The sequence below is a fragment of the Streptomyces sp. A0642 genome (assembly GCF_004795105.1).
Lineage (GTDB): Bacteria > Actinomycetota > Actinomycetes > Streptomycetales > Streptomycetaceae > Streptomyces.
In genome coordinates, this window is sequence record NZ_SSBL01000010.1 from 1 (window position 1) to 23,833 (window position 23,833).

Consider the following 23,833-nt stretch of genomic DNA (forward strand, 5'->3'; position numbering starts at 1 on the left):
TCAACAAGGACGCCGAGGCGCCGATCTTCGACCTCGTCGACTACGGCGTCGTCGGTGACCTCTTCAACGTCGTCCCGCAGCTCACCGGCGAGATCACCGCCCGCAAGGGCTGACCCACCGGCAGGCAGGCAGGCAAGCAAGCAGGCAGGCAGAGTCGACGGCCCGGGGCCGCGCGGTGAACCCACCGCGCGGCCCCGCACCGTTTCCGGTCGCTCAGCGAGCAGTTCGCCGATGAGGACCGGGTCAGGGCTGGATCGGCATGGTCCAGCAGTTGGACGATGCGGCCTTGCCCGCGAGGCGGTCGGTCATCCAGGAGATCGCGTCCCCCTGGTCGGTGATCAGCGGGACCAGGTGGTTGGTCAGGATCTTGTCGCCGAGGTTCGGCAGGTTGATGGCGTCGTAGGTGACGTCGGCGCCCTTGCGGCACCAGTCCACGGCCAGCTGGCGTGCCTGGGCGTGGGGCACGATGTCGTCCTGCACCCCGGTGGCCAGCCGCACCGGACCCGCGGGCCTGAGCGTGCCGATGCGCTGCCGGTCGAGGGCGGCCTGCGCCCGGGGCTCGGCGGCGAGGACGTCGCCGAGGGACTTGCCGCTGGTGGTCCACTTGGTGCTCTTGGTGAAGCCGTAGCCGAAGATCGCGTCGCCGACGCACATGGTCGACGCGTCCTTCAGCGCGGCGCGGCCGGCGTCGTTGACATTGGCCTCGACGACGTCGCGCAGATCGGGGTCGGCCTGGGCGAAGCCGTTGATCGACCAGGCCAGGGCGCCGGCGAGGGCGCTGCCGTCGATGCCCTTCATAACGGCGGTGAGGTTGGCGGGCGGCGCACCGGCGTAGGTGCCGGCGAGCTTGACGTCGGGCGCGTAGGACGGCTGGAGCTCGGCTGCGGACGCGCTGGCTCCACCGCCCTGGCTGTAGCCGTACAGACCCGTGCGGGAGTCGGATGTGAGGGAGGTGCCCGGCAGTCGGTGCGCGGCGCGGGCCGCGTCCAGCAGGGCGTGGCCCTGGTCGAGCCGGTTGACGTAGGTGTGGAGCCGGTCGGTGGTGCCGAGCCCGACGTAGTCGGTGACCACGACGGCGACGCCGGCGGAGAGCAGTCGGTAGACCGCCAGGATCTCGTACCCCACGGACACGGTGTCGCCGTTCAGGGTCAGCGGGTGCTGGAGGGTCATGGAGGGTGCGCACTGGTCGCCCTGGCCCACGGTCCCGGAGGCCAGCGCCACCAGGGGGCGGGGGCCGGGCCCCTTCCAGGCGGCGGACGGTTCGATGTAGGCGCCGGTCACCGCGACGGCCTGGCCGCCGGAGTCGGTGGAGCGATACATCAGCCGGGTCGCCGTACCCGGCATCGGGCGGCCGTCCAGACCGGGCAGGCTCAGCCCGAGCGGCAGCGGTTCGTGGCGGATCAACGAGCCGTTGGCGGCGGGCAGTTCGGTCGGCGGGTTGTAGAAGTCGGGGATCGTGACCCCTCGGGACACCACGGGCTGCGTCCCGTCGGTGGCGGACGCGGGGGAGGCGTACGCGGCCACGCAGGCCGCCGCGGTCACGGCGACGGCCACCGCGCGCATGCCACCGGCGCGGGGTCCGCGGGCGGCGGACACCAGGGGGGACGTCGTGGGGGAGGTGGATGGCGAACGGGTGCTCTTGCGGCTCACAGCTCACTCCTCGCTCTGCTCGGAATGCGGGTGAACGCAAGCTAGCAGCGGGCCTTACCGAAGGTAACCCACCGGTAAGTTACGCTGTGGTAACTGTCCGGCGGGCACCTTCGGGCCGGCCTGCCGGCCCGTGCGCGCATGATCTTCCTGCTCAACGTCCCGATCGCCTGCTGGCCCTGTACGCCGCCTGGTCGTGGTCGTCCACGCCCCCAGGATCTGACGACGGCTGCCGGGCGGGCAGCCGCCCGGCGGACAGGAGCCGGGCGGACAGGAACCGGGCGGTCTGCACTGCACAGCGTTCGGCCAGACCCGGCCAGGCACCGGGCGAGCGAGCGGTCAGCGGGCCCGGATCTCCTCCTCCGTGCGCCAGTCCTCCTCCCTGATCTCCGTCGGCAGCAAGGCTGCCAGCAGCAGGGCGAGGAGGACGAGGCCGCCGGAGAACCAGGTGGTCGCCTTGGCCGAGTCGGTGAACGCGGTCCGCGCCGCCGTCTCCACCTCCTGGCCGGCCACGGCCGCGGTGGCGCCGCCGCGTTCCATGAGCCGGGCGCAGGCGCCGCCCGACGACGGGCCCTCGTCCGTGGCGACCCGCTCCCGGACACAGCCCCGGAAGTCCGAGACCAACGGGCCCGCGTCCTGGCCGGAGGTGACGGCGACGGCACGGACGCGGGGCACGGAGTCGTCCGCCACGTGGTCGGCCCGGACCCCGAGCAGCGCCACGAACACGGTACCGAGCACGGCCACCCCGAGGGTTCCGCCGAGCTGGTCGAAGGCGTTCAGGAGGCCGGAGGCGGAGCCGGCCTCGCGGTCCGAGACGCCACCGAGGATCTGGCTGGTGAGCGGCGTGAGGACGAAGCCCATGCCGGTGCCGCAGAGCAGGCCGGACGGGATCAGCTCCCACGGGTTCAGGCCGTTGCCGGCGAGCTGGAGCGTCAGCCAGGCACCCGCCGTGCCGGCCAGCAGGGCGATCAGGCCCCACTTGAGGACGCGGCCGCCGTACCGCGGAACGAGGGCCATGCCGGACCACGCGGAGCCGAAGGCGACGCCGATCGCCCAGGGCCCCTCGGTCAGACCGGCCTTGAGGGCGGAGAAGCCGAGGCCGATCTGCAGGTGCAGGGCGAGGACCATCAGGTAGCCGGCCATGGCACAGAAGAAGGCCAGGGTGACGAACAGACCGACGACGAAGGCGCGGTTGCGCAGCAGGCTCATCTCGACGAGCGGGGTGCGGCCGGCGCGCTGCAGCCGGACCTCGTACCGGGCGAAGAGCGCGAGGACCGGGACGGAGCCGGCGAGCATGGCCAGGATCCAGCCGGGCCAGCCCTGCTCACGCCCCTGGACCAGAGGGTAGACGAGCAGGAACAGGCCGGTGGTGGCGAGCAGCATGCCGATGATGTCGAGGCCGGCGCGGCGCGGTGAGCGGGACTCGGGAAGGATGCGCAGGGCGAGGACGAAGGCCGCGAGGCCGACGGGGACGTTCAGCAGGAAGACGGAGCGCCAGCCGGTGCCGAAGAGGTCCCAGTCCACGAGCGCGCCCCCGAGTACGGGGCCGCCGACGGCGGCGAGTCCCATGAACGGGCCGGACGCGCCGAAAGCCGCTGCCCGCCGCTCCGGCGGGAAGACGTTCTTGATGACGGCGAGGACCTGGGGCACCATCACCGCCGCCGAGGCACCTTGCAGGACGCGGGCCGTGATCAGCTCCGCGGGGCTCTGCGCCACCGCGCACAGGGCGGACATGGCGGTGAACGCGGCGAGACCGACGAGGAAGGCGCGGCGGCGGCCGAAGATGTCGCCGAGCCGGCCGCCGGTCACCAGCAGAACGGCGAAGGCGAGCGCGTAGCCGGCCGCCATCCACTGCAGCGCGGTGTAACTGCCGCCGAGGTCGGCGCGGATGGCCGGCAGGGCGACGTTGATGACGGAGCCGTCCAGCAGGTCCATGAAATTGGCGCCCAGCAGGACGAGGAGCAGGAGCCAGTGGCTCCGTGAACCACTCCGGGCGGGCTGTTCTGCGGTGGTGGGCATCGCGGTCGAGGCCATGGGATCTCCCTCGTCGTAGGCTGAACCAAGAACGAAGTTATACCCAGTGAAATTTTTTATCAAGGCAAAAATTGGTCCGCATCAGGTACGTTGGCCTCATGGCAGAGACCACCACGCCCGCACCGCTCGGTCTGCGCGAACGCAAGCGCCGGGAGACACGGATCGCGATCTCGCGCGCCGCCACCCGCCTCTTCCTCCGCGACGGCTTCCACAACGTCTCGGTCGGCGAGGTGGCCAAGGCCGCCGATGTCTCGAAGGTGACTGTCTTCAACTACTTCCCGACCAAGGAAGACCTGGCTCTGGCCCCGATGGCGGAGCACACCCGCGACGAGGTCCGGGCGGTCCGCGAGCGCCCTGCGGGAACCTCGCCCCTGGACGCGCTGCGCGACGCCTTCCTGCACGACCTCGCCGCTCACGCACCCCAGGCCGGCATGTTCGAGCCGGCCGCCCCGCTGGTCCGGATGATCCTCACCACCCCCGCCCTCAGCGCCCGCCTGCTGGCCGTCGAGGCTGACCGCGAACAGGCACTGGCCGACGCCCTCAGCGAGGAGACCGGAGAGCGCGGCGCCTTCGAGGCACGGGTGTTCGCCGCAGCCGCCCTCGGCGTACGCCGCACCCTGATCGCCGAGAACTACCGGCGGCTGGCCGAGGGAACGAGCCCCTCCTCGCTCTACCCGGACGCCCTCGCGCGGGCGGAACGGGCCTTCGGGCTGCTGGAGTCCGGCTTCGGCGGCGCGTTCCCGGTCCGCTGAAGCCGTAGCCCGGCGGGCCGCGCCGGGCGCCCTCGCTCACGGTCTGCGGATCCAAGCGGCGGCGCGTGACAACTGCGTACAGGCCCTGCAGCCAGTCCGCCTCGCGGGCGATGCGGACCGCGTCCACCCGATTGCGGGCCCCCCGCCTCGTCACCGCGTTCGTCAGGTAGTTGCGCACCGTCCCCGCCGAGAGGAAGCGCCGGCTCGCGATCCGGGCCGCTCCCGCGCCCCCGGCATCCGTTGACAGCGCGGCGTCCCCATGCCAGCTTCGAAGCGCTTCGACGATCGTGGCGGTGCGGCGGGCAGCCGTCCCCGCCACCCGGCCACCCCTGGGACGAACATGGCGCTCTTCGACAACCCCGTGATAGCCGGCTTCAGTCCGGACCCGAGCATCTGCCGGGTGGGCGACGACTACTACGTGGCGACGTCCAGTTTCGAGTACGTGCCCGGGGTGCCGCTGTGGCACAGCCGCGACCTGGTGAACTGGCGGCTGGCCGGGCACGCGCTGGACCGGCCCGGTCAGTTGGAGCTGCCCGGATCGGTCCCGGCCTCATGCGGCGTGTACGCGCCCACCCTGCGGCACCACGACGGCCGGTTCTGGATGATCACGACGGTGGTCGACGGCGCGGGCACCTTCCTGGTGACCGCGAAGGACCCGGCCGGACCCTGGTCGGATCCGGTTCCGGTCGGCATACCCGGCATCGACCCCGATCTGGCCTGGGACGAGGACGGCACCTGCTGGTGCGTGTACTCGGACGACGGCATCCACGGGGTGCGCATCGATCCGGGAACGGGCGAGGTGACCGGCGATCCGGTGCCGCTGTGGTCGGGCAGCGGGCTGCAGTACCCCGAAGGACCGCACCTGTACCGGATCGGCGCCTGGTGGTACCTGCTGCTGTCGGAGGGCGGCACCGAGCGCGGCCACGCGATGTCGGTGGCGCGGGCCCGCAGTCTGCCGGGGCCGTTCGAGCCGCACCCGGACAATCCCGTGCTCTCCCACCGCAGCACCGGCCACCCCGTGCAGAACGTCGGCCACGGAGATCTCGTACAGGCGCAGGACGACACCTGGTGGATGGTCCTGCTGGGCACCCGGCCCCGGGGCGACACCCCGAAGTACCACGGCCTGGGCCGGGAGACGTTCCTGGCGCCCGTCCGCTGGGAGGACGAGTGGCCGCTGCCGGGCCCGGTGGAGCTGCGGGCAAAGGGCCCCGCCCTGACGCCGCACCCGTGGCCGGACGAGCCGGAGCGGGACGAGTTCGACTCGCCCTCGCTCGCACCGTGCTGGGTGTCGCCGAGGCGCCGGGACCCGGCGGCCGTCCGCCTGGACGAGCGACTGGGGCACCTGGTGCTGCACGCCCGCGCGGACAGTCTCGACGCGCCCGGCGCGGCCTTCGTGGGCCGCCGCCAGCAGGCCCCCGACTGTACGGCCCGCACCCGGGCCGACGTCGCCCCGGGCGGCCTGGGCGGGCTGGCCGTACGGCTCGACGAGGCCCATCACTACCGGGTGGAGACGGACGGCGCCGGCCTGGTCCACGTCGTCGCCAGAATCGGGCCGCTGTGCCACACCGTGGCCACGCGCACCGTGGCGGCCGGCCCGTTGACCCTGCGGGTCGACGTCACCACCACCGTGGTCCTGCCTCCCTCCGTCACGGACCCGGGGGCGGCGGCCCCGCCCGGCCTCCGCGTCGGCGGCCCCGACACCCTGCACCTGGGGTACGAGACGGCCGAAGGCGACTTCGAGATCCTGGCAGCACTCGACGGCCGCTACCTCACCACGGAGGTCGCCGGCGGCTTCACGGGCCGGGTCATCGGCATGTACGCGACCCGGGGCAGCGCCGCCTTCGACTGGTTCGGCCTGCGCCCGGCGTGACACCGGGGGACGGGGCGCGCGCCGGGAGGGCGGCGCGCGCCCGTTCCGTGCGGCGCTCAGTTCTGGTTCACCGGCCAGACCGCCGCCGGATCGCAGTGGGCGGGGCACGCCATCAGGTAGACCTCGTTGCCGAGGAACATGCCGTACATGCCGGCCCCCACGCTGTAGGGCTGCTCCGGCAGGCCGGGCCGGACCGCGAACTCCATGCCTTCGGGCACCTGGCAGAGGAACCGCAGATCCGCACCGCACGCGCAGGTGTAGTACTCGGGCTCCTGCGCCCAGGACGGCGTACCCCCCAGCTTGAACGTCTGGGCTCCGATGCCGCGGGAGCCGGGAGCGTCCAGGAAGGGCCTCAGCGTCAACGGCAGTGCGCACACGTCCGGTTCCGCCTCGGCGGCCGGGAGCGCCGCCTGCCGTTGAAGCAGAATGCGCCAGAACGGCCCCGGGTAGGGCGGCTGCGGTGCGTCCCAGTACCCGGGTACGAGCCGGCCACCGGCGAACTCGGGCTCGGAGGCGTCGTTGTGCGCACGGCAGTGGAACACCAGCAGGTGATCCCCGCCGAAGGGGACCAGGTCCTCGGGCACGTCGAGCTGGAAGAGCAGAGCCAGCCTCTCCCGGCAGAAGCACACGGGCCACTCCTGCCCGTCGTCCAGAAAGGGCCGGCCGCCCACGGAGTCCCGCGCCGGCCGGTCCAGCACATCGGCGCCGACCTCGATCGCGTAAGCGGGCGCTGCCGCCGACTGCTCCCCCGCGCCCTGTTCGCCCATCCGCTCACCCTCAGAAGTCATCTCATTCGGCACGTGAACGTAGGGTTCAGGCTGTTGCGGCGCGCCTCTGACGTGGAGGCTGGAACATACTCCACGCATGACTACACCGATAGGCCCCGTGGTCCTCTTCGATGACGACTACCACATGTACGTCCTCCCGGACCGAGCGTCCGCCGAGGCATGGTGGGAGATGCCCGACGACTACGCTTTGGGGTTCGACGCCTTGGCCAGACCGTTGCGTATGACGGGTGAGCCGCATCAGGTCACCCTTGAGCTCAGCGGTGATCAATCGGCCGAGGCAGACCTGCGTCGTCTCGTAGCCGACCACTACCAGCGCTTCCTGCCTGGGCAGGCGCCGCCCCGAGGATCCGATCTTTCGGAGTTCGTTGCGGGACTGCCTGTCGAGGGCGAATAACGCGAATCCGTCTTCACCGTATTGCTCAGGGACTCTGCTGCCTGGGACCGTGGCGTGATGGTCGATACTCATGCACGCAGGTACCTGCTGTTGGTCCGCAGAATGTTCTGGTGCGGCGCCCTGTTCTTCGCCCTAGGTCTCACCGCCGGCTGGTCTGCCAGAGGTCACCGAGCGACCTCGTGGGACTGCGATCCGACGTGCCGACCCTCGACCAGCACAGCATGGGAAGCCGTCGCCGACGCGGCACTGATGTCCATCGTGCTCGGGACCGCTCTCGCCGTCACTGCATTCCTGATGATTATGCTCCGCCGACCACGCTCCCTGCCTGACAACGACAAACCCTCATAAGAAATCATCTCCATGGGTGGATCAAGCCGCCCATGCATATGGGCCGCCCAGACGCAGGCCGGTGACCGGACCGTGAGGTGAGAATTGCAGCATGGACATGGGGCGTGAGTCGCGGTGAGAAAAGGACGCAATGACAGGTAGCGTCTCGGCGTGGGGATCGCTGAGCGGCTGGGGCCGGACGAGTTGAGTTGTTCCAGCGAGTGGTGCCGGAGGCGCCGGCGCGCCCCCGGGGCGGTGGTCGGCGCCGGCACGGCGACCGGGAAGTGCCGGCCGCAATCGTGTTCGTGGCCACGTCCGGTTACACCTGGCGGCAGCTGCATCGTTCGGCCCTTCCGGAGCGACCGCCCACCGGCGGTTCTCGGAGTGGTCGAAGGCCCGGGTGCGGGCCAGGCTCCACCACTTGATCCTCGACCAACTCGGGCGCCCACGGCGAGCTGGACTGGCCGCGTTGCGCAATCGACTCGGTGACGTTGTCGAAACACCCGAATACACCCCGCATGCGGGCGCCTCTCCGCCTTACGATGCACCGCATCCGACGCCACGCGCTGATCCACCAGGAAGGGCGGGACAGCCCTTTGGCACTCCGCCCGCAGGCGTGCCCGGTCCCCGAGGGAGGACGGTAGGCGCCGGCCGGCGGGGAAGCCGTTTCGGTCCACGCCGGGTGCTCCCACCCCCGCGCCGGGCGGTCCAGGGACGTCCCGCCTGCGCGGCCCACCCCGTGCCGGTCGGTATCCGCGTCCACCCGATCCACCCGGGCTACGACCGAGGTGACCGCCCTCTCCGCACCCTGCGCTCATAGGCGGCCGGCCGCTCGGCACGGCGCACCGTCAGGGCGCGCCGGCACGCCGGCCCACCCTCCGGGCATCCGGGGCCTCCGAGGCGGGAACACCCGCACGCGCGAGGTCCCCGGCATGGCCCGCGCTTAGGCCGCCCGGCGGTCTCCGTGTCTGCCATCGCGCCGAACACGGAGCACATAAGCATTATTTGCCCGATTTCGGCAATGTCTGCGGTTCACACGTTCTCCCGGATGAATCGAGGAACTCGATGGCCCACAGAAGCCCCGGAGCCGCTCACGCCGCCCTGACCCTGGTCACGGCGGCCCTGCTGCTGACAGGAACGCCCGTCGCGGCCGCCGCCGGGCACACGGCTCCGTCCGGCGGCCCCGCCGCCGGAGCACGGGGTGCCGACGAACCGTCGCCCGCGCTGCTGAAGGCACTGGAGCGGGACCTGCGCCTGACGCCCCAGCAGGCGCGGCGGCGACTGAGCAACGAGGCGGACGCCGGTGCGCGCGCCGGGCATCTCCAGCTCGCCCTGGGCAAGACCTTCGCCGGCGCCTGGGTGCGCGGTGACGACTCCGCCCGCCTCACGGTGGCCACCACCGACGCCGCCGACGCCCCCGCGATCGAGGCCGCGGGAGCCGATGCCGAGGTCGTGCGGTTCGGCCTCGCCGCGCTGCGTGACGCCGCGGCGAAGCTGGACCGTGCCGCCACCGGCACCCAGGCCCTCGACACGCCGGTGCGGTACGTCGACGTCCGCAGGAACCGGGTGACCGTCCAGGCGTCCGCGAGCAGCGCCGCCGAGGCCCTCATCGCCGCGGCCGGGGTGGACCGGGCACTCGTGAACGTCGCGCTCTCCCCGGAGCGGCCCCGCGCCCTGTACGACCTCGTCGGCGGTGACGCGTTCTACATCGGACAGGGACGCTGCTCCGTCGGATTCTCCGTCACCAAGGGCCAGGAGCAGGGATTCGCCACCGCCGGGCACTGCGGCCAGGCCGGTGCGACGACCACCGGCTTCAACATGGCCGCCCAGGGCACGTTCCAGGCGTCCACCTTCCCGGGCCAGGACACCGCCTGGGTGAAGACCGGGACCGACTGGACCGCGACACCGCAGGTCAGGGGCGCGGGCGGGGAGAACGTCCAGGTGGCGGGTTCCACCCAGGCCATGGTCGGCGCGGCGGTCTGCCGTTCCGGCTCGACGACCGGCTGGCACTGCGGCGAGATCGAACAGCACGACACCTCCGTCACCTACCCGCAGGGCACCATCAACGGCGTGACCAGGACGACGGTCTGCGCCGAGCCCGGCGACTCGGGCGGCTCGTTCATCTCGGGGAGCCAGGCGCAGGGCGTCACCTCAGGCGGCTCGGGAGACTGCACCAGCGGCGGCACGACGTACTACCAGCCCGTCAATCCGCTCCTGGAGAAGTACGGACTCGTCCTCAAGACCACCGCGCAGGACACCACCACGCCCGGCTCGGAGACGGACCAGGGCTCCTGGACGCCGGGGCACGTCTACCGGACCGGGGACGAGGTCACGTACGGCGGCGTCACCTACCACTGCGTCCAGACGCACCAGGCCCAGGGTGCGGCGCGCCCGACCGACGCACCGGCGCTGTGGGAGCGCGCCTGACGGTGCGATGACGGCGCACGACCGCGTGGGGCGAGCCCGGGCCAGTCGGCCCGGGCTCGCCCCACTCGGTCGCGCACGCCGACCACGGTGGACCCGCGTCACGTACGGCGGGCCGAACAACCTTGGAAACAACCGCTTTCGCGTGACGTTTCTGTTCTGGACTCTTGACGCCCCTCTCATGACTGCGTAGACATAGCGACCAGGAACTCACGGCGGAGCACGGTATGACTGCGCAGTCATACCAAACAGCGTCCGCATCATCGGTTCGCTCATGTACGGGATCACAGGAGGACACCCATGACGCGTGGAACGGGACGGGGGCCGAGCCCTGCCGCGCCTCGTAGCGTAGACGTGGCCCAGTTGGCCGGGGTCTCGCAGAAGACGGTGTCCCGCGTCTTCAACGATGAGCCGTACGTCTCCGCCGATGTGCGCCGGCGTGTGCTCGCCGCCGCCGAACAGCTCGGCTACCGACGCAACAACGCCGCCCGGGCGCTGGTTTCGGGGCGTACCCGTTCGATCGGCGTGGTGACGCTCGGCACCGCTCTGTACGGACCCGCCTCGCTCCTCATGGGGGTGGAGCGGGTCGTCAGGGACCTGGGCTACGCACTCCGCGTGGTGAACACGATGGAAGGCGACCCGTCCGGCATCGCCGGCGCCGTGGACTCGCTCCTCGACCAGGGGGTGGACGGGATCGTCATCTCCGAGCCGATCGACGAGGGGGACGGGGAGGGGGAGGGCGCGACCCTCCGCGTCGACGTGCCGGTGCTGGTCCTCGGTGCGCCGCCGCCCTTCACGGCTCCCACGGTGCTGACCGCGGGAGGCCGCGCCGACCTGATGGCGTGCCGGGCCACGCAACACCTCCTGGACCTGGGGCATGCGACGGTGCACCACCTGGCCGGCCCGCAGCGGTGGTACGCGGCCCGGGACCGGCTGGAGGGGTGGCAGGCCACCCTGCGTGCGCAGGGCAGGACCGTCCCCCCGGTGGTCGAGGGCGACTGGTCCGCGGCGTCGGGGTACCGGGCCGGACGCGAACTGGCGGACGACGGCGACCTCACCGCCGTCTTTGCCGCCAACGACGACATGGCCATCGGCCTGATCCGCGCACTGGCCGAGTCCGGCCGGCGCGTGCCGCAGGACATCAGCGTCGTCGGCTTCGACGACATCCCCGTCGCCGCCTACGTCAGCCCTCCTCTCACCACGGTGCGGCAGCCGTTCGAGTCCGTGGCGCAGGAAGGGCTCAAGCGCCTGGTCCACGCCATCGAAAGCCCCGAGGCGGAACCATTGCCGTTGAGCGACCCACCGGTCGACCTCGTCATCCGGGCCTCGACCGCGCCACCGCCGGACCCGGAAGACCCCGGCTCCGCATCGCACTACACCGTCCTCCCCCTCCCGGCGGCAGGCCCGGGCCGCCCCTCCTGAGGGAGGTCGGGTACCCCTCCGCCTGGCGGGTGGCCCGGTCGATGCCGTCGGCCTGACCCGCGCGACCTGACGTGCCGGGCTCCACGTCCCGGCACGGCCCCTGAGAACCAGGAGCCGCCCGGCCGCGTTCCGGTACCCCGCCTGATCCGCACCACCGCGTTCCGACCGCCCTGCCCCCATGGCAGGCGCGCTCCGCGCCGCCGCGGCCGCGCCGCCGCGCCCTCGTGCGTCGGCGTGCGCGCCCTCGGCCGCGTCCTTCCCTCTCCTCACTCACCCCGCACGCCCTCGCCCGGCGTGCCGTCACTTCGCCTCGGCGGGAGCCAGCCATGCCCAGATCAGTGTTCACACCCAGCGCCTCCTCTCTGAACCGCCGGTTGTTCCTCACCACGACAGGAGCCCTGTCCCTCGGCGCCGCCCTCACCGCCTGCGGCGGCGGTGGCTCCCCGGCCTCCTCGGCCTCCGCCGAGCCGGTCGGCCGGGCCGAGATCGACAAGGCGATGAAGACGCCGACGGAGCTGACGTTCTGGACATGGGTGCCGGACATCCGGAAGGAGGTCGCGCTCTTCGAGAAGCGGTACCCGGCCATCAAGGTCAAAGTGGTCAACGCCGGTCAGGGCGTGGCCCACTACACCAAGCTGCGGACCGCGCTGAAGGCCGGCAGCGGCGCCCCCGACCTGGTGCAGATGGAGTACCAGGCGATCCCCACCTTCACGATCACGGACAGCCTGCTGGACCTGCGGCCGTACGGCGCGTCCGCGCTCAAGGACGAGTTCGTCGACTGGACCTGGGCGCAGGTCAGCGGCGCCGGCGGCGAGGTCTGGGCGATCCCCCAGGACAGCGGTCCGATGGGCATGCTGTACCGCAAGGACATATTCGACGAGCACGGCATCGACGTCCCCGGAACGTGGGAGGAGTTCGCCGCCGCCGCGCGCAAACTCCGCAAGGCAGCACCGGATGTCCGTCTGACCAACCTCGCGGCCAACGAGGCCGCGGCGTGGCACGGCCTGCTGTGGCAGGCGGGCGCCAAGCCGTACGCCGCCTCCGGCAAGAGCGATCTCACCATCAGCGTCGACGACGCCGTGTCGCGCAAGCTCGGCGCGTACTGGGGCGGGCTGGCGCAGGAGGGCGTCATCGGCACCGAACCGGACTTTACCGACGCCTGGTACGCGGCGCTCAACAGGGGCAAGTACGCCACCTGGATCACCGCGGCCTGGGGACCCGTCTTCCTCTCCGGTTCAGCCAAGGCCACGGCGGGCAAGTGGCGGGCGGCCCCGTTGCCGCAGTGGGACGTCTCGAAGCCGTCCTCGGGAAACTGGGGCGGCTCGACGACCGCAGTGATCCGCTCGACCAAGAACCCCATCGCGGCGGCCCTGTTCGCGCAGTTCCTCAACAGCGACCCCGCCAGCGCGAAGATGTTCGCCGAAACCCAGTCCTTCTTCCCCGCGACCAAGGCGCTGCTCGCCGATCCCGGCTTCACCGGCGATACTCCCTCCTTCTACGGCGGCCAGAAGGTCAACGAGATCTTCGCCGGGGTCAGCACCACGGTCGCTTCTTCCTTCCAGTGGCCGCCGTTCCTGGACCAGGCCGCGACCGACTGGACCGAGACGGTCGGCAAGTCCCTCGCCAACCGGAGCGGCACCGAACGCGCCCTCGGGACGTGGCAGTCACGGCTCACCACGTACGCCAAGAACCAGGGCTTCACCGTCAAGGGGAGTTGACATGACCCTCACGACGACCACCACCACGGTCACGGCCAAGGGCCGGCCGGGCGGTACCCGACACCGGCCGGGGACGGTGAACCGCCGGCGCACGGCCGGGCCGCTGTTCGTCGCACCGTTCATGGTGCTGTTCCTCCTGCTCTTCCTGGCTCCGCTCGGCTACGCCGCCTACCTGAGCCTCTTCCAGGAACGCCTGGTCGGCGGTACCGCGTTCGTCGGACTCGACAACTACGTGAAGGCCCTGGGCGACGCCCAGTTCCTCCACGGCATCGGCCGCGTCGCGCTGTTCTTCGTGATCCAGGTCCCCCTCATGCTGGTGCTGGCGCTGCTGTTCGCCCTCGCGCTCGACAGCGGGCTGCTGCGGCTGGCGCGCGTCATCCGGCTCGGCATCTTCGTGCCCTACGCCGTACCGAGTGTCGTCGCGGCCCTGATGTGGGGATATCTGTACGGCCCCGACTTCGGGCCGTTCGCCCAGCTCAGCCAGGAGCTGGGCTGGCCGGTCCCGCGCTTCCTGAGCGACGGCTGGATGCTCGGCAGTCTGGCGAACATCGTGACCTGGGAGTTCGTCGGCTACAACATGATCATTCTGTACGCCGCCCTGCGCACCATCCCGCCGGAGCTGTACGAGGCGGCGGCGATGGACGGCGCCGGCGCCTGGCGGATCGCCTGGTCCGTCAAACTCCCCGCGCTGAGGCCCGCGCTCCAGCTCACCCTGCTCTTCTCGGTGATCGGCAGCTTCCAGCTGTTCAACGAGCCCAACCTGCTGATGCGGGTCGCCCCTGACGTCATCGACAGCTCCTACACCGCGAACCTCTATGCCTACTCCCTCGCCTTCACCGGCCAGCAGGTCAACTACGCGGCCACCGTGTCGTTCCTCCTGGGCCTCGTGATCGTGATCGCCTCCTACGCCATCCTGCTCACCGCGAACCGCAGGCGGACCCCGTGACCATCTCCCGCGAAACCTTGGCCTCGCGCGACGCGGCGACGTCCTCGTCCCCGACGGTCCCGAGTCCTCCGACGACGACGTATACGGTCTCCTCCCCGCGGCCGAGGCGCCGCGGGGGCCGGAAGCGCCGCAGCACCCCGCTCACCATCGCCATGCTGGCCGTCCTGGCGTACTTCCTGCTTCCTCTCTTCTGGCTGCTGGTCGCCTCCACCAAGAGCAGCCAGGATCTGTTCAACAGTTTCGGCCTGTGGTTCTCCGAGGCCCCGCAGCTGCTGACGAACATCAAGAACACCTTCGCCCAGGACGGCGGGGTCTTCACCCACTGGCTGCTCAACACCCTGGTGTACGCCCTCGTCAGCTCGCTGGGGGCCGCTCTGATCGCGGCCGCCGGCGGGTACGGCTTCGCCAAGTTCCGCTTCCGCGGCGACCGCGCGGCGTTCAACCTGGTCCTCGGCGCAGTCATGGTCCCCGCCACCGCCCTGGCGATCCCCACCTATCTCCTGTTCGCGGAGATGGGTCTGGTGAACACACCCTGGGCGATCATCCTGCCCTCGCTGGTGAATCCGTTCGGCCTGTATCTCATGCGCGTGTACGCCGAGGACGCCATCCCCGACAGCCTCCTGGAGGCCGCCCGCATCGATGGCGCCGGCGAGGCGCGGATCTTCTTCCGGATCGGGCTCCGACTGCTCGGGCCCGGTCTGGTGACGGTCCTGCTGTTCACCCTCGTGGCGACCTGGAACAACTACTTCCTGCCGCTGATCATGCTCAACGACCCCGGTCTGTACCCGATCGCGGTCGGCCTGTCCTCCTGGGCGGCCCAGGCCCAGAACGGCGGGGCGGGCGGCGGCGGCGACATGGTCGCCCTGGTCGTGACCGGTTCCCTGATCTCGGTCCTGCCGCTCGTCGTGGCCTTCCTCCTGCTCCAGCGCTACTGGCAGAGCGGCCTGGCCACCGGTGGCGTCAAGCAGTAGCCACGGGCTCGCCCACGTCCTGTCAACTCCCCTGTTCCCGGAGGTTCCTTCATGGCGGCTCTGCCTGCCCGCGTCCTATTCGGCGCCGCTTACTACTACGAGTACCAGCCCTACGAACAACCCGACGAGCGGCTCAAGACCGACCTCGACCTGATGACGGACGCGCATGTCACCGTCATCCGGGTCGGCGAGTCGGTCTGGTCGACCTGGGAACCGGAGAACGGGCGCTTCGACCTCGACTGGCTCCAGCCGGTGCTGGACGGCGCCCACGAGCGCGGCATCTCCGTGATCCTCGGCACCCCGACGTACGCCGTACCGCTGTGGCTGGCCCGGCAGTACCCGGAGATCACGGGCGAACGCCGCAGTGGCGAGCGCATCGGCTGGGGCGCACGGCAGGAGGTGGACTTCACCCATCCCGCCTTCCGCTTCCACGCCGAACGTGTCATCCGCCGGATCACCGCACGGTACGCGGACCATCCAGCCGTCATCGGTTTCCAGGTCGACAACGAGCCGGGGCTGGAACTCCTCCACAACCACGGCGTCTTCCAGCGCTTCACCGACCACCTGCGCGAGAAGTACGGCGACGTGGAGACCCTGAACCGCGAGTGGGGGCTCGTCTACTGGTCGCACCGCCTCTCGACCTGGGCCGACCTGTGGACGCCGGACGGAAACACACAACCGCAGTACGACGTCGCCTGGCGGGAGTTCCAGGCCCGCCAGGTCACCGAGTTCATCGGCTGGCAGGCCGGACTGGTCCGTGAGTACGCCCGCACCGAGCAGTTCGTCACCACCTGCATCTCCTACACCCGTCCCGCGGTCGAGGACGACGAGCTGACCGACCGCCTCGACATCGCCACCGGCAACCCGTACTACGACATGCAGGACGGCCTGCTGCTCCCCGACCCCACGCCCGACGACCATGAGCAGATCTGGAAGACCACCGGTGTGTGGGCGCTCCAGCAGACCGCGGACTGGATGTACTCCTCCCGCCAGGAACCCTTCCTGGTCACCGAGACCAACGCCGGCTCGATCGGGTTCCCCTGGGACAACCGCCCCGCCTACGACGGGCAGTGGCGTCAGGCAGCCTGGGCGCTCGTGGCGCGCGGGGCCCGCATGATCGAGTACTGGCACTGGCACACGCTGCACTTCGGCGCGGAGACGTACTGGGGCGGCATCCTCCCCCACACCGGGCAGCCCGGCCGTACGTACGCCGAACTCGCCCGCCTGGGAGCTGAGTTCGAGAAGGCCGGCGCGCTCGTCGCCGGCCTCGAGCCGGACGCCGACATCACGATGGTGTACTCCACGCCCAGCAAATGGCTGATGCAGAAGTACCCGCCGCTGTCGACCCCCGACGGCGCACCCGATCCGGCCGCCTACCACCGGATCTTCGACCCGTTCTACCGGGGTGCGTTCGAGTCGGGACGCCAGGTGCGGATCGTGCACGCCCGGCAGCTGCACGACCCGCGCGGCGAGCGGGAAGGCATGGCGCCGGAGGAGGCCGTGCGCCGTCACCCCGTCCTGGTCGTCCCGGCGCTGTACATCGCCGACGACGCGACGCTCGACTGGCTGGCGGCCTACGCCCACGCGGGCGGCCATCTGGTCCTCGGACCCCGCACCGGCTACGCCGACCACGAGGCCCGCGCCCGGCACGAACGGGCCCCCGGCCGCCTCACCGAGGCCGCGGGCGTCTCGTACGACGAGTTCAGCAACCTCCGGCGGCCCGTCCCCCTGCGCGCCGCACCCGGCAGTCCGCTGAAGCTGCCGCCCACCGCTACGGCGACCCGCTGGGCCGACGGTCTCGCCGTCGACGACGCGGACGTGCTCGCCGCTTACGACCACCCGCACTTCGGCCGCTGGCCCGCGGTCACCACGCGCCGCCACGGCGCGGGCCGCGTGACGTACTCCGGCACCGTCCCCGGCCGCGACCTCGCCAGGGCTCTGGCCGCCTGGGCGGCCCCCGCCCCCCGCAGCGGATGGCAGGACCTTCCGGCGTCCGTCACCGCGACGACCGGCGCCTCCCCCGACGGCCGCCGCGTCCACGTGGTCCACAACTGGGGTTGGGAGCCCGTCCGCGTGCAGGCCCCCGCCGACCTCGTCGACGTGCTGAAGGGCACGTCCCTCCCCTCCGCCACCGCACTGGACCTCGGCGCCTGGGACGTGCGGGTGCTCGTCTCCGCCGACGCCCGCAGCGCCCCGGACCCCACCTGAACCGGCCCGCACCACAGATGCTCACCCCGGAGGAGAGATCATGAGAAGGACAAGGCTCGGTCACACCGTCGGAAGCGTCATCGCGGCCTTCGCGATGCTGGCGATACCCCTGGCCACCGCCGAGGCGTACGCGCCCACCGGCGGGGTCCTGTACCGGCTCGGCACCGAGGCCTGCCTGAAGGGAAGGGCGAACTGCGCGGTCTACCCGAAGTCGGCGCAGCTGCCGGCCGGCCGACTGGTCGCCTCGTTCGAGAAGTCCACCGTCGTTCCGCGGACGGGCAGCGCCGACGGGCAGACCCTTCCGGTCTACAAGAGCGACGACCGCGGCACGACCTGGCAGCCGCTCTCGGAGGTCGCGGCCCCGGCCTACCTCTCGAACGACCCGCGGTACGCGAAATACACGAGCAACTGGACCAACCCGTACCTGTACACGCTCCCGCAGGACATCGGGAACCTGCAACGGGGCACACTGCTCCTCGCGAGCGTCGTATCGGGCGACGACCAGTACTACAAGGAACACAAGGCGGCCGACCCGGACTGGACACCGTCCAACGACGGAGACCGCCAGGACCTGGCGATCGCCCTGTACTCCAGCACCGACGAAGGCGTGACGTGGAAGGTCGTCAACGTCATCGCGACCGGAGGCTGGCAGGGCGGCAGCGCGGGCGCCCTCGGGCAGAACATCGCGCGCGCCAACACCTTCCGCCAGGTGGACCCCGTCTGGGAGCCCTACCTGATGGTCTACGACGGCCGGCTCGTCTGCTACTACTCCGACGAGAACGACTACCTCGGCTTCGACCCGTCCACCGGAGTGCCCGCACTCGACCCGGCCAACAACACCGCTCCGGACTCACACGGCCAGATCCTCGCCCACAGGACGTGGGACGGCGTAGGCGGGCAGTGGAGCGCGCCCGTCGTGGATGTCGCGGGACTCACCCAGAGCATGGGTGGAGGCAAGACAGAGATCGGCGGGGGCCGCCCCGGTATGGCCAACGTGGTGCCGACCACGGACGGCAAGTGGATACTCCCGTACGAGTACTGGGGCGGCGGCTCCAACACCCGGTACCGCATCGCCGACAGCCCCCTCGAGTTCTTCCGCGGCTCCCCCACCGGCGACAGCGTGACGTCCCTGCCGGTCGACGCCGGCTCCCGCCCCCTCGCGACCGGCGGCAGCCCGGTCGTCATCAGGCTCCCCGACGGCCGCCTGGTCTACAACGCCGCCGGCAGCGGGAACGTCTGGGTCAACGAGAGCGGACGCGGCGACGGCACGTGGAAGGAGTACCAGACGACTTCGCAGGCCGGCTACAGCCGCAATCTGCAGTACGTCGCCGGAACGGGCCGGGTCGCGATCCTCAACAACCAGGGCGCCTCGGTGCTCGCCTACGCCGAGACCGACCTCGGCCGCTCGGACGGCGCCTACTACCAGCTCGTGAACCGCAGGACCGGCCAGGTGATCGGCACCGGCGGCAAGACCAACGACGCGAACATCGGCAACCGGGACGTCCCCGACGTCGTCCTCGAGTCCCCCGGCTCCGCGGCGAACCGGGACACCCAGTACTGGCACGTGACGAACGAACCGAACGGGGGCGTCACCCTGTTGAACAAGTCCGGCGGCCGTGCGGCAGCCGTCTGGACCGGCCGTGCCACGGCCGGTCAGCGAATCGGCCAGTGGGTCGACAACAGCCCCACCGGCAGCTGGAACCTCGTCCCGGCCGACAACGGGTTCTACAAGCTGCGGTCGGTCGGTGACACGAGCCTCTATCTGACCGGTGCGTCGGGCGGTGCACCGCTCACCCTGCAGTACGCGGCCACGGACGGCTCCCAGGAATGGAAGCTCGTGCCGTAAAGACCGTGCACCGCAAGAAGGGCTGAGGCGCCACGTCCGCGTGGCGCCTCAGCCCTTCTTGCCTTCACCCGCCGGGGCAGGTCAGGGCCGCCCCACGGCGCGCGTAAGGGAGGTCGGCGGTACCGCCGGATCAACTTCCGGTTACCACCCCCTCACGCGTTCGAAAGTTTCGAAGCAGTGCATGGCATCCCTCGGATCACTCACACCCGACCCATCAACCTTCTCGATGAGTACTGGATGGACTTGCACGTCGACCTGCGGAATTGAGCAACCCGGCATGCCTTCACCGCGTCCGAAGCTTTCGAAATAACTGCCGAAAGTATTGACAGCTGTCAGGGGCAGATCAAGACTCCCTGATCGGACCGGACACCCCCGCCGACAGCCGCGTCATCCCAACTACGCGACGCTGCCCTCGCGTTGAGAGCAGTCGGTGAAGACCCGTCCGGCGTCACCCGTACGTAAAACAGTCCCTGGAGGACACCGACATGAGCGCATCCGTGCCATCGCCGCGCCGGCGCAGACCCGCCCCCTTCATGACCCTGCTGCGGAGCTCCTGGGCCATCGCCCTGGCCGCGGTCGCCGTGCTGCTGGTGCCCAATGCCGCCAGCGCCGACACCGTCATCAACTCGAACCAGACCGGCACCAACAACGGCTTCTACTACTCGAACTGGAGCGATGGCGGCGGCTCGGTGTCGATGACGCTGGGCTCGGGCGGCAACTACGGCTACCAGTGGAGCAACGTCGGCAACTTCGTCGGTGGGAAGGGCTGGAGCACCGGCGGACGCAAGTCCGTGAACTACTCCGGCAGTTTCAACCCGTCGGGCAACGCCTACCTCGCGCTCTACGGCTGGACCACCAACCCGCTGGTCGAGTACTACGTCGTCGAGAACTACGGCACCTACCGCCCCACCGGCACCTTCAAGGGCACGGTCACCAGCGACGGAGGCACCTACGACATCTACGAGACGACCCGGGTGAACCAGCCCTCGATCGAGGGCACGAAGACCTTCAACCAGTACTGGAGCGTCCGCCAGTCGAAGCGGACGGGAGGCACCATCACCACGGGCAACCACTTCGACGCCTGGGCGAGCCACGGCATGAACATGGGTTCCTTCAACTACATGATCATGGCGACCGAGGGCTACCAGAGCAGCGGCAGCTCCAACATCACCGTCAGTGAGGGCAGCTCCGGCGGCGGCACGGGCGGCGGCGGCACGGGCGGTGGTACCGGGGGCGGTACCGGCGGCTGCACCGCGACGCTCTCCGCGGGCGACAAGTGGAGCGATCGCTACAACCTGAACGTCTCCGTCTCCGGCTCCAGCAACTGGACCGTCACCATGAAGGTCCCCTCGCCCGAGAAGGTCCTGTCGACCTGGAACGTGAGCGCGAGCTACCCGGACAGCCAGACCCTCGTGGCCAAGTCCAACGGCAGCGGCAACAACTGGGGAACGACCATCCAGACCAACGGCTCCTGGACGTGGCCGACGGTCAGCTGCAGCGCCGGCTGATCCCACCGGCTCGCCGCTTCCCTCACGTGCACCCCGCGTCCGGCCGCGCTCCTCGGCGCGGCCGGACCTCCGCCACCAGGAGGACCCCCATGCATCTCCTTCCCCGCCTTCGCCCGGCCGCTCTGGCCGTCGGACTCGCTCTCGCCGCGACGGCCTCCCTGGGCCTGACCGCCACGGCCGCCGCCCCCGCACAGGCCGCCACCTGCAACGGCTACGTGGGCCTCACCTTCGACGACGGCCCGTCCAACGACCACACCCCCGCCGTCCTCAGCGCTCTCAAGCAGAACGGTCTGCGGGCCACCATGTTCAACGAGGGCCAGTTCGCCGCCTCCTACCCGGGGCAGGTGCAGGCCGAGATCAATGCCGGCATGTGGGTCGGCAACCACAGCTACACGCACCCCCATCTCATCCAGAAGAGCCAGGCCGAGATCGACTCGGAGCTCTCCCGGACCCAGCAGGCCATCGCCGGCGCGGGCGGAGGCACACCGAAACTGTTCCGGCCGCCGTACGGCGAGACCAACTCCACCCTCAAGGCCGTCGAGGCCAAGTACGGACTGACGGAGGTGATCTGGGACGTCGACTCGCAGGACTGGAACGGCGCCAGTACCGACGCGATCGTGCAGGCCGCGGGACGGCTCACCAACGGCCAGGTGATCCTGATGCACGAGTGGCCGGCCAACACCCTCGCCGCGATCCCGCGCATCGCCCAGTCGCTCGCTTCCCGTGGCCTGTGCTCCGGCATGATCTCGCCGCAGACCGGGCGGGCCGTCGCGCCCGACGGCAGCGCCGGCGGCGGGACCGGTGGGGGCGGGGGCACCGGTGGCTGCACCGCGACGCTGTCCGCCGGGCAGCAGTGGAGCGACCGTTACAACCTCAACGTCTCCGTCAGCGGCTCCAGCAACTGGACGGTCACGATGAACGTCCCCTCCCCCGAGAAGATCCTCTCCACCTGGAACATCAGCGCGTCGTACCCCAGCGCCCAGGTCCTGACCGCGAAGCCCAACGGCAGCGGTAACACCTGGGGGGTGACACTGCAGACCAACGGTTCCTGGGTCTGGCCGACGGTGTCCTGCACCACCGGCTGACCACCGGAGTCACCAGCCGCGGTTCCCGGTGTGCGGCGCCCCCGCGGCGCCGCACCCTCGCGCTCCCCGCCCGGCCACGGCTCGAAGCGGTCCTCGGCACGCCCTAGGAGCCGCCACCGCGGCTCACATGCGCTTCGGCGAGCAGGAGGTAGCTGCTGGCGGTCCAGGTGTAGGCGCGGTCCCGCAGGCCCGTTCCGGCCAGGGCGTCGAAGTTCTCGGCGAAGCCGTGGTTCTCGCACAGCGTGCGGAAGCAGGCGCTGATCTCGTCCGCCAGCCGGTGCTGCCCGGCGCGGCGCAGCCCGTCCTCGATGAGGACCGTGGCGGGGGCCCAGATCGGGCCGCGCCAGTAGCCGTCGGGGAGGTAGTGCGGCGAGGCCGGCAGTTCGGTGGCCAGTCCGTGCGGGGTCAGGTGGGCCTCGATGCGGGCGGCCAGCACGGCGGCGACGTCCTGCGGCAGATGCTCGCCCAGCACGATGGGCATCAGGTCGAGGAGACTGGAGCTGTGCCAGGTGTCACCGCTGTCGACCCCTCGGGTGACGAACCGCTCACCGCTCCAGAGCTCGTCGAACATCGCCGTCTGTGCCGCCCCGGCGGCCCGTGTCCACCGGTCGACGTCCCCGGGGATGTCCAGGAGGGCGGCCAGCCGGGCGAGTTCGTGGAACTGGAGGATGAGGAAGGCTGCCAGGTCCGCGGTGACCACCACGCGTTCGGGGTCGAAGGTGGTGGCGTTGTCCCAGCCGCTGTCGTTGCCGTGCTGGTAGTGGGGCAGGGCGGCGCCCGGCGCGCGTCGTGCGGTGAGCCAGAAGTCCGTCCAGCGCGTCAGCCTGTCGTACGTCTCGGCCAGGTCCGCACGGCTGACCGGCGTGGTCAGCCGACGCCGCAGGTGGCCGAACGCCCAGCCGTGGATGGGCGGTTTGACGAAGTTGCGGAGGATCTCGGAGTGGGTGACCGAGTCCGGCAGCGCCCCGGTCCCGTCCTGGTGGTCGAAGGGCACGTGGTACTGGTCCCAGGCCAGTCCGGGCCGGCCGGGCGCCAGGGCCAGGGCGTTGAAGCAGTGGTCCCAGCTCCAGACCTTGTCCATCCAGTGCTTGGACATGAGGACACCGGGCCGGGTGAGCATCCCCGCCGGGAGGACGGTCGCGGACCACACGACGTAGACCGCGAGTTCGGCGGCCGGCGTGGCGGAGGAGCGCCAGGGGGCGACCGCGTCGGCGAAGTCCGCGAAGGAGCTCTGCGCGGCCTCGGCGATCTTGTCGAAGGCCGCCGTCCGGACGTACGCGGGGCGGGCGGTGTCGAGTTCCTCGATCGCGATCTCCCAGAGGCCGTCCGCGTCGGCGGCGACGGTCAGGCCGCGGTCGGCGCCGCCCAGGGCCTGGCTGCCGAAGGCGTCGGTCACCGTGCCGGAGAGCACGGTGACGCGGTAGCGGCGACCGGTCTCGTACGAGGTGAACACGTACGCGCCGGCGGACGCGTCGTGGAAGAAGTAGGCGCCGCTGAACGGCGTCAGCGTCCGGACCGCTGCCGAGACGCGCAGCGGCAACCCCGCGCCGCGCAGGCGCACCGTGTCCGGCGACTCGTAGGCGAGATCGATACGGCCGAGGTCGCCGGTCCAGCTCAGCAGGCCCGGAACCGCCGTCACGCGGGTCCCGGCCCGCTCCCCCGTCGCGGCGTCCAGCGGCACGAGGCTCAGGACGGCGTGCATGCCGTTCTGGTGCGAGACGAGGTGGAGGTCCTCGGCCCAGACCTTCTCCGCCAGGACCGGGGAGATGTCGAACCAGGAGCCGTACGTACTGAAAGGGATGTCCTGGACGGAGAAGGCCGGGCCGGATCGGGCGGCGGTCATGAGAGGTCACTCGTTTCTCGGGCAGGGTGCGCCGGCCGTCCGGCGGACGG

Annotated in this window: 16 protein-coding genes and 3 pseudogenes; 14 read left to right on the forward strand and 5 right to left on the reverse strand. The window is 70.9% G+C overall.

Going from position 1 to position 23,833, the window contains the following annotated elements; genetic code table 11:
• Positions 1-113, forward strand: a pseudogene (locus E6R60_RS18875) (electron transfer flavoprotein subunit alpha/FixB family protein); the annotation flags it as partial.
• A gap of 130 nt (positions 114-243) precedes the next feature.
• Here E6R60_RS18875 and E6R60_RS18880 read toward each other — a convergent pair.
• Both E6R60_RS18880 and E6R60_RS18885 read right to left on the reverse strand, forming a co-directional pair.
• Complete coding sequence (locus E6R60_RS18880) at positions 244-1,563, reverse strand: lipase family protein (protein WP_136327920.1); 1,320 nt, start codon at positions 1,561-1,563, stop codon at positions 244-246.
• Positions 1,564-1,986: 423 nt separating this feature from the next.
• Positions 1,987-3,681: an MFS transporter gene (locus E6R60_RS18885; RefSeq protein WP_136327769.1), complete on the reverse strand. Its 1,695-nt coding sequence runs from the start codon at positions 3,679-3,681 to the stop codon at positions 1,987-1,989.
• Between the two features lie 98 nt (positions 3,682-3,779).
• Between E6R60_RS18885 and E6R60_RS18890 the strand changes: the two genes are divergently transcribed.
• Positions 3,780-4,433, forward strand: a complete 654-nt coding sequence (locus E6R60_RS18890; RefSeq protein WP_136327770.1) for a TetR/AcrR family transcriptional regulator — start codon at positions 3,780-3,782, stop codon at positions 4,431-4,433.
• Between the two features lie 88 nt (positions 4,434-4,521).
• Here E6R60_RS18890 and E6R60_RS18895 read toward each other — a convergent pair.
• Positions 4,522-4,653: pseudogene (locus tag E6R60_RS18895) on the reverse strand (LuxR C-terminal-related transcriptional regulator); the annotation flags it as partial.
• Between the two features lie 120 nt (positions 4,654-4,773).
• Between E6R60_RS18895 and E6R60_RS18900 the strand changes: the two are divergent.
• On the forward strand, positions 4,774-6,303 hold the full coding sequence (locus tag E6R60_RS18900) for a glycoside hydrolase family 43 protein (RefSeq protein WP_136327921.1): 1,530 nt from the start codon (positions 4,774-4,776) through the stop codon (positions 6,301-6,303).
• Between the two features lie 56 nt (positions 6,304-6,359).
• Here the strand turns inward: E6R60_RS18900 and E6R60_RS18905 are convergent, their stop codons facing one another.
• The gene (locus E6R60_RS18905; protein ID WP_240802620.1) at positions 6,360-7,091 is read right to left on the reverse strand and encodes a hypothetical protein; all 732 of its coding nucleotides are present in this window, start codon (positions 7,089-7,091) and stop codon (positions 6,360-6,362) included.
• A 76-nt stretch (positions 7,092-7,167) separates the two neighbouring features.
• Here E6R60_RS18905 and E6R60_RS18910 point away from each other — a divergent pair, with 76 nt between their 5' ends.
• The 11 genes and pseudogenes from E6R60_RS18910 to E6R60_RS18965 all read left to right on the forward strand — a co-directional run bounded on the left by E6R60_RS18910 (position 7,168) and on the right by E6R60_RS18965 (position 21,940).
• Positions 7,168-7,485: a hypothetical protein gene (locus E6R60_RS18910; RefSeq protein ID WP_136327771.1), complete on the forward strand. Its 318-nt coding sequence runs from the start codon at positions 7,168-7,170 to the stop codon at positions 7,483-7,485.
• 498 nt (positions 7,486-7,983) lie between these two features.
• Positions 7,984-8,251, forward strand: a pseudogene (locus tag E6R60_RS37480) (transposase); the annotation flags it as partial.
• A gap of 626 nt (positions 8,252-8,877) precedes the next feature.
• Positions 8,878-10,239: an alpha-lytic protease prodomain-containing protein gene (locus tag E6R60_RS18920; RefSeq protein ID WP_136327772.1), complete on the forward strand. Its 1,362-nt coding sequence runs from the start codon at positions 8,878-8,880 to the stop codon at positions 10,237-10,239.
• 297 nt (positions 10,240-10,536) lie between these two features.
• Positions 10,537-11,658 carry a LacI family DNA-binding transcriptional regulator gene (locus E6R60_RS18925; protein ID WP_136327773.1) on the forward strand — a complete coding sequence of 374 codons (1,122 nt, stop codon included), beginning with the start codon at positions 10,537-10,539 and terminating at the stop codon, positions 11,656-11,658.
• 326 nt (positions 11,659-11,984) lie between these two features.
• Positions 11,985-13,376, forward strand: coding sequence for an extracellular solute-binding protein (locus tag E6R60_RS18930; protein ID WP_136327774.1), 1,392 nt, complete (start codon positions 11,985-11,987; stop codon positions 13,374-13,376).
• Positions 13,377-13,497: 121 nt separating this feature from the next.
• Positions 13,498-14,322, forward strand: a complete 825-nt coding sequence (locus E6R60_RS18935; protein ID WP_240802627.1) for a sugar ABC transporter permease — start codon at positions 13,498-13,500, stop codon at positions 14,320-14,322.
• A 17-nt stretch (positions 14,323-14,339) separates the two neighbouring features.
• Positions 14,340-15,293: a carbohydrate ABC transporter permease gene (locus E6R60_RS18945; protein ID WP_240802628.1), complete on the forward strand. Its 954-nt coding sequence runs from the start codon at positions 14,340-14,342 to the stop codon at positions 15,291-15,293.
• 51 nt (positions 15,294-15,344) lie between these two features.
• Positions 15,345-17,501 (forward strand): beta-galactosidase, encoded by a 2,157-nt coding sequence (locus E6R60_RS18950; protein WP_136327778.1) that lies wholly within the window; start codon positions 15,345-15,347, stop codon positions 17,499-17,501.
• Positions 17,502-17,541: 40 nt separating this feature from the next.
• A complete protein-coding gene (locus tag E6R60_RS18955) occupies positions 17,542-19,347 on the forward strand; it encodes an RICIN domain-containing protein (protein WP_136327779.1) in 1,806 nt (601 codons plus the stop codon).
• A gap of 485 nt (positions 19,348-19,832) precedes the next feature.
• The gene (locus E6R60_RS18960; RefSeq protein ID WP_136327780.1) at positions 19,833-20,855 is read left to right on the forward strand and encodes a glycoside hydrolase family 11 protein; all 1,023 of its coding nucleotides are present in this window, start codon (positions 19,833-19,835) and stop codon (positions 20,853-20,855) included.
• Positions 20,856-20,944: 89 nt separating this feature from the next.
• Positions 20,945-21,940, forward strand: a complete 996-nt coding sequence (locus E6R60_RS18965) for a polysaccharide deacetylase family protein (protein ID WP_136327781.1) — start codon at positions 20,945-20,947, stop codon at positions 21,938-21,940.
• Positions 21,941-22,043: 103 nt separating this feature from the next.
• On the opposite strand, the gene E6R60_RS18970 is transcribed toward E6R60_RS18965, so the two are convergent.
• The gene (locus E6R60_RS18970; RefSeq protein WP_136327782.1) at positions 22,044-23,783 is read right to left on the reverse strand and encodes a trehalase family glycosidase; all 1,740 of its coding nucleotides are present in this window, start codon (positions 23,781-23,783) and stop codon (positions 22,044-22,046) included.
• Positions 23,784-23,833: the final 50 nt, after the last annotated feature.